General features: G+C 56.7%; 16 protein-coding genes and 1 pseudogene. 5 read left to right on the top strand and 12 right to left on the bottom strand.

What is annotated here, in order from left to right; all coding sequences use genetic code 11:
* Window positions 1-262 (top strand): IS3 family transposase (locus BM029_RS15065; RefSeq protein ID WP_139217257.1); only part of this gene is annotated, 262 nt, incomplete at its 5' end.
* An 83-nt stretch (window positions 263-345) separates the two neighbouring features.
* Here the strand turns inward: BM029_RS15065 and BM029_RS15060 are convergent.
* The 7 genes from BM029_RS15060 to cyoA form a co-directional block, all read right to left on the bottom strand.
* Window positions 346-882 (bottom strand): response regulator transcription factor, encoded by a 537-nt coding sequence (locus BM029_RS15060; protein ID WP_092437334.1) that lies wholly within the window; start codon window positions 880-882, stop codon window positions 346-348.
* Window positions 872-2,221 (bottom strand): ATP-binding protein, encoded by a 1,350-nt coding sequence (locus tag BM029_RS15055; RefSeq protein WP_170851093.1) that lies wholly within the window; start codon window positions 2,219-2,221, stop codon window positions 872-874. Before BM029_RS15055 ends, BM029_RS15060 begins: the two co-directional genes overlap by 11 nt.
* Window positions 2,211-3,068, bottom strand: coding sequence for an SURF1 family protein (locus tag BM029_RS15050; RefSeq protein ID WP_092437356.1), 858 nt, complete (start codon window positions 3,066-3,068; stop codon window positions 2,211-2,213). Before BM029_RS15050 ends, BM029_RS15055 begins: the two co-directional genes overlap by 11 nt.
* Window positions 3,065-3,565: a cytochrome o ubiquinol oxidase subunit IV gene (gene cyoD, locus BM029_RS15045; protein ID WP_092437332.1), complete on the bottom strand. Its 501-nt coding sequence runs from the start codon at window positions 3,563-3,565 to the stop codon at window positions 3,065-3,067. Before cyoD ends, BM029_RS15050 begins: the two co-directional genes overlap by 4 nt.
* Window positions 3,562-4,179 carry a cytochrome o ubiquinol oxidase subunit III gene (gene cyoC / locus BM029_RS15040; protein ID WP_244545067.1) on the bottom strand — a complete coding sequence of 206 codons (618 nt, stop codon included), beginning with the start codon at window positions 4,177-4,179 and terminating at the stop codon, window positions 3,562-3,564. Before cyoC ends, cyoD begins: the two co-directional genes overlap by 4 nt.
* Window positions 4,180-4,204: 25 nt before the next feature.
* The gene (gene cyoB / locus BM029_RS15035) at window positions 4,205-6,208 is read right to left on the bottom strand and encodes a cytochrome o ubiquinol oxidase subunit I (protein WP_092437328.1); all 2,004 of its coding nucleotides are present in this window, start codon (window positions 6,206-6,208) and stop codon (window positions 4,205-4,207) included.
* Window positions 6,209-6,325: 117 nt separating this feature from the next.
* Complete coding sequence (gene cyoA, locus BM029_RS15030) at window positions 6,326-7,255, bottom strand: ubiquinol oxidase subunit II (protein WP_092437326.1); 930 nt, start codon at window positions 7,253-7,255, stop codon at window positions 6,326-6,328.
* A 231-nt stretch (window positions 7,256-7,486) separates the two neighbouring features.
* On the opposite strand from cyoA, the gene BM029_RS15025 reads away from it, so the two are divergent.
* Window positions 7,487-8,836 carry an MFS transporter gene (locus BM029_RS15025; RefSeq protein WP_092437352.1) on the top strand — a complete coding sequence of 450 codons (1,350 nt, stop codon included), beginning with the start codon at window positions 7,487-7,489 and terminating at the stop codon, window positions 8,834-8,836.
* 234 nt (window positions 8,837-9,070) lie between these two features.
* On the opposite strand, the gene BM029_RS15020 is transcribed toward BM029_RS15025, so the two are convergent.
* Entirely contained in the window at window positions 9,071-9,379 is a 309-nt protein-coding gene (locus tag BM029_RS15020) for a CCDC90 family protein (protein WP_092437324.1), read from the bottom strand.
* Between the two features lie 114 nt (window positions 9,380-9,493).
* A complete protein-coding gene (locus BM029_RS15015; protein WP_092437322.1) occupies window positions 9,494-9,883 on the bottom strand; it encodes a hypothetical protein in 390 nt (129 codons plus the stop codon).
* Window positions 9,884-9,924: 41 nt separating this feature from the next.
* Between BM029_RS15015 and BM029_RS15010 the strand changes: the two are divergent.
* The 3 genes and pseudogenes from BM029_RS15010 to BM029_RS15000 all read left to right on the top strand — a co-directional run.
* A pseudogene (locus tag BM029_RS15010) lies at window positions 9,925-10,098 on the top strand (LLM class flavin-dependent oxidoreductase); the annotation flags it as partial.
* 278 nt (window positions 10,099-10,376) lie between these two features.
* Entirely contained in the window at window positions 10,377-11,111 is a 735-nt protein-coding gene (locus BM029_RS15005) for an SDR family oxidoreductase (RefSeq protein ID WP_092437318.1), read from the top strand.
* A gap of 63 nt (window positions 11,112-11,174) precedes the next feature.
* Window positions 11,175-12,098, top strand: coding sequence for an SDR family oxidoreductase (locus BM029_RS15000; protein WP_092437316.1), 924 nt, complete (start codon window positions 11,175-11,177; stop codon window positions 12,096-12,098).
* 92 nt (window positions 12,099-12,190) lie between these two features.
* Here the strand turns inward: BM029_RS15000 and BM029_RS25930 are convergent, their stop codons facing one another.
* The 3 genes from BM029_RS25930 to BM029_RS14985 form a co-directional block, all read right to left on the bottom strand.
* Window positions 12,191-12,277 (bottom strand): adenylyl-sulfate kinase, encoded by an 87-nt coding sequence (locus tag BM029_RS25930; RefSeq protein ID WP_092437350.1) that lies wholly within the window; start codon window positions 12,275-12,277, stop codon window positions 12,191-12,193.
* Window positions 12,278-12,439: 162 nt separating this feature from the next.
* Window positions 12,440-13,048, bottom strand: coding sequence for a glutathione S-transferase family protein (locus BM029_RS14990; protein WP_170851092.1), 609 nt, complete (start codon window positions 13,046-13,048; stop codon window positions 12,440-12,442).
* Between the two features lie 179 nt (window positions 13,049-13,227).
* Complete coding sequence (locus BM029_RS14985; protein WP_092437312.1) at window positions 13,228-14,181, bottom strand: cupin-like domain-containing protein; 954 nt, start codon at window positions 14,179-14,181, stop codon at window positions 13,228-13,230.
* Window positions 14,182-14,205 lie beyond the last annotated feature (24 nt).

The raw sequence follows: 14,205 nt of genomic DNA, 5'->3' as shown, positions 1-14,205 counted from the left end.
ATTCGGCATGACTTGCTCGATGAGCCGGAAAGGTAACTGCTGGGACAATGCCCCTACGGAGAGCTGGTTTAACAGTTTCAAGAATGAACGCTACCATGGCCTGCGTTACGCTACGCATGCCGACATGAAGGCTGCCAGCTTCGAATACATCGAAGTCTTTTATAATCGCAAACGGCAGCATTCGACGCTTGGATATCGCTCACCAATCCAGCACCTCGAACAATGGGCCAGTGAGCAAAATCAGGAAAAGCGGGCTGCATAAAATCCACCTGATGGAAGACGAAATATCGAGGGAACCTCATAATCGCCATTCCCGTGGATCGGATTTGGATTTATCTGTTGCGGTTATTTGATGCGCTGCTTCTCCAATTTGCGCGCCAGCGTACGCCTGTGCATTCCCAGGCGCCGCGCGGTTTCAGAAATATTGAAACCGGTTTCCACCAGCACCTCGTGAATGCGCTCCCATTCGAGGGTCTTGATCGAGGTCGAACGATTGCTCAACTCAATCTCGCCAACCCCGGCTACATGGCCGAAAGCAGCCTCGATATCGTCGGTATTGGACGGTTTGGCCAGATATTGGCAAGCGCCAAGCTTGATGGCTTCTACCGCCGTGTTGATGCTGGCGAAGCCGGTCAGCACCACGATCAACATGGCGGGATCATGCTTATGCAGCATCTGGACGCAAGCTAATCCCGAAGTGCTGTCGTTCAATTTGAGATCGACTACTGCATAGCCCGGCGAATGCTGGCGCAGCAGCGCGGCGGCCTCGCCCAGATTCGTCGCCAGCAACACGGTGTAGTCGCGACGTTCGAATGAGCGGCCGAGCGTACGGGCGAAGGTAGCGTCGTCTTCGATGATCAACAATAGACGATCAGTCGCCATGCGGTGTTTCCTCTTCAAGGCTTATCGCTGCCAGAGGCAGGGTAAGCCGGACCAGCGCCCCGCCCTGCTGCCGATTGCGGGCCGTCACGGTGCCGCCCAGTTTGCGGGCGACATTGACGACGAAAAACAGGCCCAGGCCACTGCCGGGACGCCCTTTGCTCGACTGATAGGGTTTGCCTATCTGGGCCAGCATCGCGGGCGCAAAACCGGGGCCGGTGTCGGTCACCACCAGGGTCAGCGCATCGGCTTCCCGGGTCGCTTCCAGGCTTACCCATTGCGGCGATGCTTCGAGCGCATTGTCGAGTACGTTGCAGATCATCTGCTTGAGGGCGGAATCGAACGCCACGGGCATATCTTGCTCTATCCGGTTTTCATAGGCGAACGAAACAATCGGCCGGGTGGCGCACCACTCTTTGGCCAGATCGTTCAAAAAAGTGCTGATAGTGGTTTTCACGGACGATTCGCCACGCGCCTCGCCGGCCGACAGCAGGATGCCGCTGACGATACTCTTGCAGCGCTGCAGCTGGGCCTGCATTTCACCGATCTCTTCCAGCAATTCGCTATTCTTGCTGAATTCCGGCATGCGCCGCCAGTCGCCCAGGATTACGGACAAGGTGGCCAGCGGGGTGCCGAGTTCATGTGCCGCGCCCGAAGCCAGCAGACCCATGCGCACTATGTGGTCTTCCTCCGCCGCACGCTGGCGCAAATCGGCCAGTTGGGCATCCCCGGCCCGCAGGTTGCGGCCGATGCGGGTAATGAAGAACACCAGCAAAGACGCGTTCAGCACAAAGCAAATCAGCAAGCCCTCGACGTACAGGCTGGACAAGGCATTGCCGTGTTCGGGCGGCAGCGCCAAAGGGTCGGAAAACAGCGACAAACCGGCCAGGCAGGCGCTGGTGATGGCAACGATGATCCAGGTCGACCAGGTTTCCAGCAATACGGCGCTGAGAATCACTTGCAGCAGATAGAGGAAGGCGAAAGGATTGCTGGTTCCTCCGCTCAAAGACAGCTGTGCGGTCAGGATGCCGACGTCGACCAGCAGCGCCAGGAACAATTCGCCATTGCTAGCCACCCGCCGTTCATGCCAGCGCAGATGGCTGGCGATATTGAACGCTACCAGGCAGGCCAGCACCTTCAGCATATCCGGCAGCGGCAGCTGAATGCCGAAACCGAGAATGACGATAGCAATGGTCGTAATCTGTCCGACCACGGCGATCCAGCGCAGCTGGATCAATTGCAGCATATTCTTGTGACCGGCACTATTCTCAACACCGGCTGCCTCTGTCCAGCGATGTTTCAGGTCTTCTGTATTCGCAAGAATATCAATTTTACTTGCCATCTTCACTTTCACGGTCGTTACCATCGGCATTGGCGGCGCTGCGCCGCGAACGCCGCTCTTCGCGACCAACCCAAAAACAGGCGGCCGCCACCATCAAGGCAAGAGCATACCAAGTGAGAGCATAAACCAGATGATTATTGTGAAAGGCAATTACCGTTAAACCGCCGACTGGATACGCTTGTTCCTTAGAGCCGGCGGCGGCTTTAGTTGCGCCGGTTGCATCCGCATCAACGAAATAAGGTGCAGTCTCAGTCGGTTTCAGGCCGCGCGCCGCTGCGATGGCTTGCACATCGCGCGAAAACCAGCGGTCAGCGGCAGGATCATTGTGGCGCAGGAAGCCGCCGCCCGGCTCGCTCATGCGTAGGAGACCGGTCACTACCGCGACGTTGTTGTCCGTAGTGTCATGGGAATCGTTTTCCTTGGCGGGAATGAAACCGCGATTGACCAGCACCACGCTGCCGTCTGCGCTGCGGAGCGGTGTCAGCAGCCAGAAGCCGCTGCCAAGTTCGGTAACAGCCTGGACCCGCGCTGTGAGTGGATAGAGGAATGTGCCGGTGAGCCGGACGCGTCGATATTCATCGGCGTCGGCATTGATTTGCGGCCAGCGTTCGGGGCCGGGAGCGGCAACGGCTGGCGCGTGTACTCTTTGTTCGACCCGCTCGATGAGGTCGAGCTTCCATTGCAGGCGTTTGATCTGCCAGGTGCCTAGTGCGACAAAACCGGCAAACATCAGACCGCCACAGATGGCCAGCAACAGCAGCACGGTTCTGGAGCGGGAGAGAGGCCGGGGCGCAGCAGTTGCGGCGCCCTTGCCGTCCGTCACAGTGCCGTGCTGCGGCTGTTTCATTGCATTTTCATGTTTGGCATGTTGTGCATGTCTTCCATGCTGTGGGTGCCATGCGTGCTCGGCATGTTGGACATGTTCTGCATCGACTCCGGAACCACTTCCGTCGAGTCAGGCATCATGCCCGGCATCATGTTGTGGTTCAGGTGATACATCACCCACAACGAGCCGCTCAGCATGATGAACAGCAGCATGATCGTGAAGATCAGCGCCAGCATCGACCAGCCACCTTCGGATTTGGTGTTCATGTGCAGGAAGTACACCATATGCACAACGATCTGCACCGCAGCGAAGCCAAGCAGAACCAGTCCCATGGTGCTGGACTTGTCGATGACTTTACCCATCACCAGCCAGAAAGGAATGGCCGTCAGGATCAATGCCAGTATGAAACCGGTGGTGTAGCTTTTCAGGCTGCCGTGATCGGCGTGCGTGTGACCGTGATGGCCGTCGTGACCATGGCCGACTACGCGGGCCGGGTGTTCTTGATGTCCGCCGCTCATGGCAAAACTCCCATCAGATAGACAAAGGTGAAGACGCCGATCCAGACCACGTCCAGAAAGTGCCAGAACATGGACAGGCACATCAGGCGCCGGCCGTTCTCAGGGGTAAGTCCATGGCGCTTGACCTGGAACATCAGCGTGATCAGCCAGACGATGCCGAAGGTGACGTGCAAGCCGTGGGTTGCCACCAGGGCGAAGAACGATGTCAGGAAGCCGCTGCGTTGCGGTCCTGCGCCTTCATGGATCAGGTGGGCAAACTCATACAGTTCGAGGGCTATAAAGCAGGCGCCGAGGATGCCGGTAACCGCCAGCCAGGCCAAGGTAGCGCCTTGGCGTTTGCGCTGCATCTCCAGCATGGCGAAACCATAGGTAATCGACGACAGCAGCAGGAACGCCGTGTTGACTGCCACCAGCGGCAGGTCGAACAGCTCAGCGCCGGTCGGGCCGCCTGCATAGTTACGGCCGATGACAGCGTAAGTCGCAAACAGACAGGCGAAGACCAGGCAATCGCTCATCAGGTAAAGCCAGAAGCCGAGCAAGGTGCCGTTTTCCGGGTGATGCTCGCGCACGAAGAAGCGCTCGCTCAACGAACGGGAGTTAGCGTTAGCGCCCATGGCGCCGGCGGAAGTTTGTGTTATCTCAGACATGGCTACCCAGCAAGCGTGTGCGTTCACCCTCGGTGCGGACGACGTCGTCCGCCGGGATGTAGTAATCGCGGTTGTAGTTGAAGGTGTGGATGATTACGGCGGCCAGCATTGTCGCAAAGCCGAGGCCAGCCACCAGCCACATTTGCCAGATCAGGGCGAACCCGCAAGCCGCGGCAAGCCCGGCGATGATGATGCCGGCAGCGGTATTCTTCGGCATGTGGATGGGGGTAAAGCCATCTTGCGGCCGGGTGTATCCCTGGCTCTTCATGTCGTGCCAGGCGTCATTGTCGTACACCTTCGGTGTGAACGCGAAGTTGTAGTCTGGCGGCGGCGACGAAGTCGACCATTCCAGTGTGCGCCCACCCCATGGGTCACCGGTGGTATCGCGCAGCGCTTCACGATTACGATAACTGACGACCAGCTGCACCACGAACGAAGCGATGCCGAGGGCAATCAATACCGCGCCAAACGCTGCGATCTGGAACCAGATCTGCAATGACGGATCTTCGAAGTGGCCCAGGCGGCGTGTCACGCCCATCAGACCGAGCACATATAGCGGCATGAAGGCGAAGTAGAAACCGATGGTCCAGAACCAGAAGCTGCACTTGCCCCAGAAATCATCCAGCTTGTAGCCGAACGCTTTCGGGAACCAGAAATTGATACCAGCAAACATGCCGAACAGCACACCGCCGATGATCACATTATGGAAGTGAGCGATCAGGAACAGGCTGTTGTGCAAGACGAAGTCGGCTGGCGGCACCGCCAGCAGCACGCCGGTCATGCCACCGATGACGAAGGTGATCATGAAGCCGATAGTCCACAGCATTGGCACTTCGAAGCGGATGCGGCCGCGATACATGGTGAACAGCCAGTTGAAAATCTTGGCGCCGGTCGGGATCGAAATGATCATCGTCGTGATGCCGAAGAAGGAGTTGACGCTGGCGCCGGACCCCATGGTGAAGAAGTGATGCAGCCACACCAGGTAGGACAGGATGGTGATCACCACGGTGGCGTAGACCATCGAGGTATAACCGAACAGGCGTTTGCTGCTGAACGTCGAAACGATTTCCGAAAAAATACCGAACGCCGGCAGGATCAGGATGTAAACCTCCGGGTGGCCCCAGATCCAGATCAGGTTGACGTACATCATGGCGTTGCCGCCCATGTCATTGGTAAAGAAATTAGTGCCGACGACGCGATCCAGCGCCAACATGCCGAGCACCGCGGTCAATACCGGGAAAGCCGCCACGATCAGCACGTTGGTGCACAAGGCGGTCCAGGTGAATACCGGCATTTTCATCATGTTCATGCCTGGCGCGCGCATCTTGACGATGGTCACGATCAGGTTGACGCCGGATAGCAGCGTCCCTACCCCGGCAATCTGCAGCGCCCATATATAGTAGTCGACCCCCACATCCGGACTGGCAAGAATGCCCGACAGCGGCGGATAAGCCAGCCAGCCGGTACGCGCAAATTCACCAACGAACAAGGAAGCCATGACCAGGCCGCCACCAAAGGCTGTCATCCAGAAACTGAAGTTATTCAGGAATGGGAACGCAACGTCGCGCGCACCGATCTGCAGCGGCACAACGTAGTTCATCAGGCCGGTAACCAATGGCATAGCGACGAAGAAAATCATGATCACGCCGTGCGCGGTGAAAATCTGGTCGTAGTGATGCGGCGGCAGGAAGCCGGCCGAATCGCCGAAGGCGAACGCTTGCTGGGCGCGCATCATCAATGCATCGGCGAAACCGCGCAGCAGCATCACCAGGCCGAGTATGCAATACATGATACCGATCTTCTTGTGGTCGATACTGGTAAACCAGTCGCGCCATAAAGTGCCCCACAGGCGGAAATGGGTCAGCGCCCAAAGCACTGCAATACCGCCGATGGCTACCATGGCAAAGGTCGCCAGCAGGATCGGTTCGTGATAGGGAATCGCTTCCCAGGTGAGACGGCCGAAGATCAGCTTGGTCAGATCAATATTGTCTAGCATCGTTACTTTCCGGTGAAAAAGGGAAACGCGGCGCGCATCGTAAATCCAGTACATTCGGCAGCTGCTGCAGCGCCGCCGCAAGCAGAACCGAGCGCTGCCTGCTCATGTTGCAAGCATTTATTCATTGTGTTTCTTCATGCCATGGCCACCTTCGGTAGCCATCATTTTTTCCATGCACATCTGGCCTGGCTCGATGCAGCGATTGAGAATGGCGTGATACAGGCTCGGATCAACCGCGCCGTAGTAGCGCACGGGTTCCTTCTCGCTTGGCTTCTCGAGTTGCAGGTAATCGGCCCGATCCAGTTTGCGGCTTGCGGCCTTGGTGGTTTGAACCCAGTGCTCGAAATTCTCCGGTGTCATGCCGTGGAATTTGAACTTCATGTCCGAGAACCCGGCGCCGCTGTAGTTGGCAGAAAAACCATCGTACTCGCCCGGCCGGTTGATCACCGCGTTCAGGGAGGTCTGCATACCCGGCATGGCATAGATCTGGCCGGCCAGTGCGGGAATGAAGAAGGAATTCATAATGGCCGATGAGGTGATCTTGAAGCGGATCGGCATGTCGATCGGCGCCGCCAGTTCATTGACGGTGGCGATACCTTGTTCCGGATAGATGAACAGCCACTTCCAATCCAGCGCCACTACTTCTACCGTGAGCGTCTTGGTGTCTGCGGGAATCGGGCGATCCGCATCCAGGCGCGATATCGGCCGGTACGGGTCAAGAGTGTGGGTACTGATCCAGGTCAGCAGGCCGAGAGCGATGATGATGAGCAGCGGTGCGCCCCAGATCACCAGCTCCAGCTGGGTCGAGTGATCCCAGTCCGGTTCGTAACGTGCCGCAGTGTTATTTTTGCGGTAGCGCCAGGCGAACCATATAGTCAGCGCAATCACCGGAACGATGATCAGCAACATCAAAATGGTAGAGACAACGATGAGGCGGCCCTGCTGCGAGGCGATGTCGCCCGATGGATTCATCACCACAGTGTTGCAACCAGTCAACAAAATGAGGGGAAGGAGGAGCAATCCACGCCGAAATATGTGAGAAACCATAGGGGAAAAGTACCGTCAAAGCTATCAGATCGTGCTAATGTATCATTGACTGGTATGCGTTGGCGATTGGACGTTTTGTCCTACCCTTGCCAGTGTAGGGCTTCGTGAGTAATGAAGCTTAAAAGCTTAAAAGTTCCATTATTTGCAAGTGCTGCACTTCATCATCGGGAAGGGTTCGACACGGCCAGTTGGCGTGCCATTAATAGAAACCTAATAAGAGACAATATTATGATGACGAGCACCCATAGCCATAATGGCGAAGTTTCCGCTAATTTCTCGTCGCATTCGACCATCAGTGATGCGCAAAATGCCAAATCGGATCATTCAAAAATCGCCCCGGGCGAGATCGCTATCGGCGTAGTTATTGGCCGCGCATCTGAATATTTCGACTTTTTCGTCTATGCCATGGCCTCGGTGCTGGTGTTTCCCTCTGTTTTCTTCCCGTTCGAACAGCAACTGGAAGGCACGCTTTACTCCTTTGCGATTTTCTCCTTTGCCTTTCTGGCAAGGCCTTTCGGCACCGTGCTGTTCATGGCGATCCAACAACGGCTAGGGCGTGAGGTCAAATTGACTGCGGCGCTATTCATTCTGGGTATTTCCACGGCCGGCATCGCCTTCCTGCCGACTTTCCAACACCTCGGCTTCGCCTCGATCATCCTGCTGTCGCTGTTGCGCATCGGTCAGGGAATTGCATTGGGCGGCTCCTGGGATGGCCTGCCCTCGCTGCTGGCGCTGAATGCACCGCAAAACAAGCGCGGCTGGTACGCCATGCTGGGCCAGCTGGGTGCGCCGGTAGGTTTCATGATCGCCGGCGGCCTGTTCGCCTATCTGATATCGAACCTGACCACGGAAGACTTCCTCGACTGGGGCTGGCGCTATCCGTTTTACGTGGCGTTTGCTATCAACGTCGTAGCGCTGTTCGCCCGCTTGCGCCTGGTGTCGACGCCGGAATACGCCCATCTGCTCGATGAGCGTGAACTGGAACCGACCAATGCGCTTGAAATGACGCGTTCGCAAGGCCGCAATGTCATCATCGGCGCCCTGGCCGCCTTGGCCAGCTACGCACTGTTCCATCTGGTCACAGTGTTTCCGTTGTCATGGATCAGCTTGTATTCGATGCGCTCGGTGAGTGACTTCCTGATCATCCAGGTCATTGGCGCGGGGCTCATGGCGCTCGGCGTGATCGCCTCGGGCTTGATTGCCGACCGTTTCGGACGTCGCACCACCCTTGGCACCTGTGCTTTGCTGATCGCGGTGCTGAGCGCCTTTGTGCCGACCTTGATGAATGGCGGCGAGTTTGGTCAAAACGTATTCATCCTGCTGGGTTTCAGCTTGCTCGGACTTTCCTATGGCCAGGCTGCCGGCGCTGTCACCGCCAACTTCCCCGCGAAGTATCGCTATACCGGCGCCGCCCTCACCTCCGATCTGTCCTGGCTGGTGGGTGCGGGTTTTGCTCCGCTGGTGGCGCTTGGCCTTTCTGCGCATTTCGGCCTGGCTTATGTCAGCTTTTACCTGCTGTCAGGAGCGGCTTGCTCAATGGCTGCGCTCAGCCTTAATCGCGCTTTGGAAATCCGCGACTAGTCGACGATACATACGACATCAATCCAGCATCATGAAGCGGGCCGGTGCCTAGGCACTGGCCCGTCAAGGTTTCGACCGCCAACGGCCGAAATCAATGTCAACGCGTCGGCATTCGCAGTTGTCCAGCGCAATACCCCCCCCTTAGCATCAACGGCGATATTTCACATAGTACAAGTCTGGTGGGATTTGACGGGAACAGGACAGGACAACAACCGAATTATGACAAAGATATGATCAAGCGACCCACTTTGGCAGCACTGTCAAAGCGCCAAGAGCGAATACAACGATGCCGCCTAACTTGACAGTTAAGCGTAATTCGAACTTTTCAAACTTAGCGTCAATGCGCGCCTCCATTGCTTGCATATCTTTACGCACATCATCAATGTCACGCTTTACGTCGTCAACATCATGTTTGGTCGCAACATCAGCCACCTCATGCGATTCACGAACAGCATCAGAAAGTGCTTCGGCCTGCAAAAAAGGGACTCCTGCAGCCTCGAGCGTCTTTACGAATTTCAAGGTATCAAATGTCACGGTTGCCATGCTACCTCCTGTCCTGACGATTTTAACAGGCTACCTGACATGACCTGACGAAGTCTATAAGGCACTAACCTAACTTACACGGGGAATGGACACGCTGTCGTGGCCACCTGGAGTCTACGCACCGACCCGCTTCGGTTTCGACGGCAGGCCACCGAGATCGATGTGGCTCGAAGCAATCATCAGCGAATACCACGCTTTCGGCGCCGGTGAAGCATTTCGCTCGGCATCCCCGAGCAAACGAATATTGCGCTGAAAATCTCGAATCATCTCTTCCAGGCGGATCAGCGAAGCATCCGACAGCCTGACCATCTCAGCCCCCCAAGGCAGACCCGGCCGGACAGGGGTTGACTTGGCATGTTCAGCCATGATCCACTGAGCGACCTGATTGCGCATCGGACCATCCTTGCGCCATTCAACATCGCGCACGGTCAGCAGGCGCACCTCGTTACCTGGCAACAGATCAATCAGACGCAGCTTATCCAGCCGGGCCAGGTAACCGACCAATGCCGACTGTTCCAGGCCCTGTTCCCGCCAAAGCCCGTCACTGGATGGGCAGCATTGTGGCGCAACGTGGCACGGACGGCTTTGTCATCACGCCAGTGCATTTGCCGCACGGATTCGAGGATTTCGTCGACCTGGTGGTGCCGGAACTGCAAAAACGCGGAGAATTCCGGCTGGATTACCAAGGCGACACCCTGCGCAGTTATCTGCAAGGCTGACACGGCTTACAGTACAGTTCTGCTCGCATACTTCACTCAATTCACCTGCCTTGGGCAGGTGAATATCGCAAATTCCCCTCCTTTGGCACGAAATCCACGCGCGCTTCTAATCGCGTCAATTGTTGTCAATTTTTGAATAGTATTAGCAATTTTCATGGCTTTATCCATTAAAAACAAACCGGCATGATGTATCCACTGCCCGGCAAACTGATATCCAGGAGCACAAGGGTGGTTTAGGCAACATTCAACAACACTCAACCAACTTCAAGGAGCAGCAAATGAACAACCAAAAAGTAGCCATCGTTACCGGATCTTCACGTGGCATCGGTGCAGCAGTCGCACAACGCCTGGCCGACGACGGCTTTGCCGTGATCATCAACTATTCCGGTAGCGCAGCCGCCGCCGAAACGCTGGCCCGACAGCTAGTGCAACAAGGCGGCCAGGCATTGGCAGTACAAGCCGATGTCAGCGACCCGGCAGCGGTGCATGCCCTGTTTGATGCCGCAGAACGGGCGTTCGGCGGCATCGACGTGCTGGTCAACAATGCCGGCATCATGGTCAATGCACTCATCGGTGAAACCGATGACGCCAGTTTCGACCGCCAGATCGCCATCAACCTCAAAGGTAGTTTCAACACGCTGCGCGAAGCAGCCAAGCGGCTGCGCCACGGTGGCCGGATCATCAATTTTTCGTCAAGCGTAGTCGGTATGCTGCAACCAACTTATGGCGTGTACGCCGCCACCAAGGCAGCAGTGGAAGCCATGACCAGCGTTCTTGCCAAGGAACTGCGCGGCAAAAACATCACCGTCAACGCCGTAGCGCCAGGCCCGACTGCAACCGATCTGTTCCTCAACGGTAAACCGCAAGAACTGGTCGACCGCCTGTCCAGGCTTGCACCACTTGAGCGCCTGGGCCAGCCGCAGGACATCGCCGCTACTGTCGCCTTCCTGGCTGGCGCCGACGGCAGCTGGATCAACGGCCAGATCCTGCGCGCCAACGGCGGCATTATCTGATCGAGCAGAGCGCAATCAACAATTAGCAAATTCATTTTTCGATATCTACGAAAGGAATACATCATGAAGCAAGTCATCGTCATTACCGGCGCCTCCAGCGGTTTCGGCGCACTCGCCGCCCGTGCCCTTGCCCGCGCCGGCCACACTGTTTATGCCAGCATGCGTGAAACTCAGGGGCGCAACGCGCCGCAAGTCACCGAGGTTGCGCGTTATGCCGCAGAACACGGGGTAGATCTGCGCACCGTCGAGCTTGACGTCGCCGCCAATGATTCGGTCGATGCCGGCGTCGCGAGGATCATCGCCGACTGCGGTCGCCTTGATGTGGTGATCCACAACGCCGGCCACATGTCCTTTGGTCCGGCCGAAGCGTTTACGCCTGAACAATTTGCACAGCTTTACAACATCAACGTACTCAGCACGCAAAGAGTCAATCGCGCCGCCCTGCCGCAATTGCGCAAGCAAGGCAAGGGCTTGGTCATGTGGATATCCTCAAGCAGCGCGCGCGGCGGCACACCACCCTATCTGTCCCCGTACTTCGCGGCCAAGGCAGCCATGGATTCACTTGCGGTTTCCTATGCCGGGGAACTGGCGCGCTGGGGCATAGAAACCTCGATCATCGTGCCAGGTGCGTTCACCAAGGGCACCAACCACTTCGCCCATTCCGGCGCACCGGCCGACCAGGCCCGTGCCGCTGAATATGACGATGGCCCATACGCCGGCGTGCCGCAGCAGGCGCTGCAAGGATTGGCAGCGCTGGAGCCGGCTGATGCTGATGTGGCTACGGTTGCCGATGCCATTGTCGAAGTGATCGGCATGCCCTTTGGCAGCCGCCCGTTCAGGACCCATATCGATCCCTCGCAAGATGGTTGCGAGATCGTCAACGGCGTCGCGGATCGGGTGCGCAGTGAGATGTTCCGTCGTATCGGACTGGACGATTTATTGCATCCGAAAATTAACGTGGGAGTAAACGCGCAGGCAAACGCATAGGTGAACCCACAAGCGGCACATTGCGCTCTACATACGCCACAAGCTTCGTCACGCTCGTGGCGATATCTTCGCCGGCCGCGTCGATAGCGAGTTCAGGAGTATCCCACTTCCGTCAGCACCTGTTCAAGCGCCATGGCTATCGAGGATTTGCCTGACGCAGATAATCCCGTCAGCCACATGACCGCTCCGCGGTGGCCATAATGCGCCGCACGTTGCGATGCATTCAAGGCATGCGGTACCGCAGCCAGAGGGATTTGCAGAAGACCACAAAAAATCTCGTGGGCTTACAGATCTGCAGTCCGCACAGGCAATGTATGCCCGCCTTGAACAACTACGGATAATCAAGATGGAAATGGCTCACGCCATGCCGGCAATTCGTTGAGTCGCTCATGCCAGCGCCGGACTGCGGGGAAATCGGCCAGCGGCAAGTGCGCCTTGTCGGCATAAGGCAAAGTGATAGCCACCGCGAAATCAGCAACAGTCAAGCTGTCGCCTACCAGAAATTTCCGATCGCTCAGATGGGTATTGAGTACACCGGCATAGGTCCTGAAATATTTCGTAGCTTCCTCCAGCTCGGCTGCGTCAGCTGGGGGGATGCCAAAGAGAGGTTTGATGATGTATTCAAAATACAGCACGGAAGCGTGGCGAGTGAAATGCTGGTCATTCCAGCCGAGCCAGCGTATGACATCGATCTGACGTCCATCGTGGGGCCACAAGTCGGCCTTCGCTACATCCGACAAATAACACATAATAGCGTTAGACTCCCACAGCGTCTTATCCCCATCTTGCAGCACAGGGACTTTGCCGTTCGGATTCATGGCCAGGAATTCCGGTGTCTTGTTTTCTCTTTTACCAAGGTCGACGCGGACAAACTCCACCGGCAATTGCAAATAACGGGCGACTGCACAGGCTTTTCTCGGGTTCAGGGTTTCACAATAGAACAGCTTCATATACGTCTCCTTGATAGCGATTAGCTAAGTAGAATGGTGGACGACGGCCCGCGGTACAGTGATCGGCCAGCCTCGCTTTAAATACACTTACATTACGTAGTCGAACCATAGACATCGTAATCGACAGCTATCAAATTTTTATTTCCAGACGCCTGCATCTTAGCGGCCCGAGAAAGCACTCAAATCCCATGTTTGTGGCAAATACAATGTCCCCAGCGATACAGGTGCATATTGTGCAGCAGATCCTTGGTCGCCGTCGGCACGCCGCTAAGCAGTATCTCCTTGGCGGTCAGGCCGAACACCGCCAGGCTGATCGAAGGCGCCAGCGAAACCACTGCATGCCAGGTTCGCTTCGGTATGAATAAAGCATCGCCCTCTTCTACTCGCGCATACAGCCCTTTGGCTTGTTCCAGCGCGCGCAGCTGTTCCGGGTGCTGGTCGAAACGTGCGATGTTGATCGTGCTCAAAGTGGCGCCCCAGTCGTATTTTTTTGACGGCTTCATGAACGCTTCTTCCGACGGCGGGAACATGACAAATTCCTTGACGCCACGCGCCTGGCAAAACCAGTTATTGGGAACGTCGCGGTGCAATCCGGTGTGGGTGTTAGCCGGCCCCATGAATACCGATTCCCAGGTCCAGCGCCATCCGGGCCACAAGCTGCGAATATCGAAATCGCTACGCAGCTGCGGAAAATCTTCCAGGATGCTCCACTGCGCCAGGTAATTACGATGCGGCGTAAACGACTGCATGTGGGCCCAGTTGAGAAGAAACTCCTCGCCTGGCTGCAATTGCCGGCGACGTTGGTTCGGCAGCAAGCCAACCTCTTCGCTGACCGGCTGTGTCGCCAGTGCGGCCAGCTCTAGCAGATACGGCGCAATCGGCAGCAACGGGCGTTCCTGCGTTTCGCCCTGCTCCACCAGGCCGTTCTGGAATTTACGGGTCGGTTCCGAGCCGTCCTTATTGCGCAGCTGAGCCATCTTTTCGAACGTCCAGTTCTGCTGTGCCGGCCAGTTTCGTAATGCACCTTTTACCAGCAAAGGGCTGGTCCGAGGACCGAAGCCGCCAACCTGTTCCAGCTGCAACGCATCAATTTCTTCAACTTGTGTGAATGAGGGACCTGGTATCTGTTTCATATCTTTGTTGTGTACGGCATTCGC

Origin of the sequence: Collimonas sp. OK607, from assembly GCF_900111995.1 — a bacterium.
Classification (GTDB): domain Bacteria; phylum Pseudomonadota; class Gammaproteobacteria; order Burkholderiales; family Burkholderiaceae_D; genus Collimonas.
Note: the sequence above shows the minus strand (reverse complement) of the source record. Positions and strands in the feature narration are given on the sequence as shown.

What these genes read in the sequence shown, in the direction of transcription:
- BM029_RS15005 (WP_092437318.1), top strand. Translation starts at nt 10,377, where the DNA reads ATGAACAACCAAAAAGTAGCCATCGTTACCGGATCTTCACGTGGCATC.
- cyoA (WP_092437326.1), bottom strand. Translation starts at nt 7,255, where the DNA reads ATGGTTTCTCACATATTTCGGCGTGGATTGCTCCTCCTTCCCCTCATT.
- cyoB (WP_092437328.1), bottom strand. Translation starts at nt 6,208, where the DNA reads ATGCTAGACAATATTGATCTGACCAAGCTGATCTTCGGCCGTCTCACC.
- BM029_RS15025 (WP_092437352.1), top strand. Translation starts at nt 7,487, where the DNA reads ATGACGAGCACCCATAGCCATAATGGCGAAGTTTCCGCTAATTTCTCG.
- BM029_RS15020 (WP_092437324.1), bottom strand. Translation starts at nt 9,379, where the DNA reads ATGGCAACCGTGACATTTGATACCTTGAAATTCGTAAAGACGCTCGAG.
- BM029_RS14985 (WP_092437312.1), bottom strand. Translation starts at nt 14,181, where the DNA reads ATGAAACAGATACCAGGTCCCTCATTCACACAAGTTGAAGAAATTGAT.
- BM029_RS14990 (WP_170851092.1), bottom strand. Translation starts at nt 13,048, where the DNA reads ATGAAGCTGTTCTATTGTGAAACCCTGAACCCGAGAAAAGCCTGTGCA.
- BM029_RS15055 (WP_170851093.1), bottom strand. Translation starts at nt 2,221, where the DNA reads ATGGCAAGTAAAATTGATATTCTTGCGAATACAGAAGACCTGAAACAT.
- BM029_RS15000 (WP_092437316.1), top strand. Translation starts at nt 11,175, where the DNA reads ATGAAGCAAGTCATCGTCATTACCGGCGCCTCCAGCGGTTTCGGCGCA.
- BM029_RS15060 (WP_092437334.1), bottom strand. Translation starts at nt 882, where the DNA reads ATGGCGACTGATCGTCTATTGTTGATCATCGAAGACGACGCTACCTTC.
- BM029_RS15050 (WP_092437356.1), bottom strand. Translation starts at nt 3,068, where the DNA reads ATGAAACAGCCGCAGCACGGCACTGTGACGGACGGCAAGGGCGCCGCA.
- BM029_RS25930 (WP_092437350.1), bottom strand. Translation starts at nt 12,277, where the DNA reads ATGTGGCTGACGGGATTATCTGCGTCAGGCAAATCCTCGATAGCCATG.
- cyoD (WP_092437332.1), bottom strand. Translation starts at nt 3,565, where the DNA reads ATGAGCGGCGGACATCAAGAACACCCGGCCCGCGTAGTCGGCCATGGT.
- cyoC (WP_244545067.1), bottom strand. Translation starts at nt 4,179, where the DNA reads ATGGGCGCTAACGCTAACTCCCGTTCGTTGAGCGAGCGCTTCTTCGTG.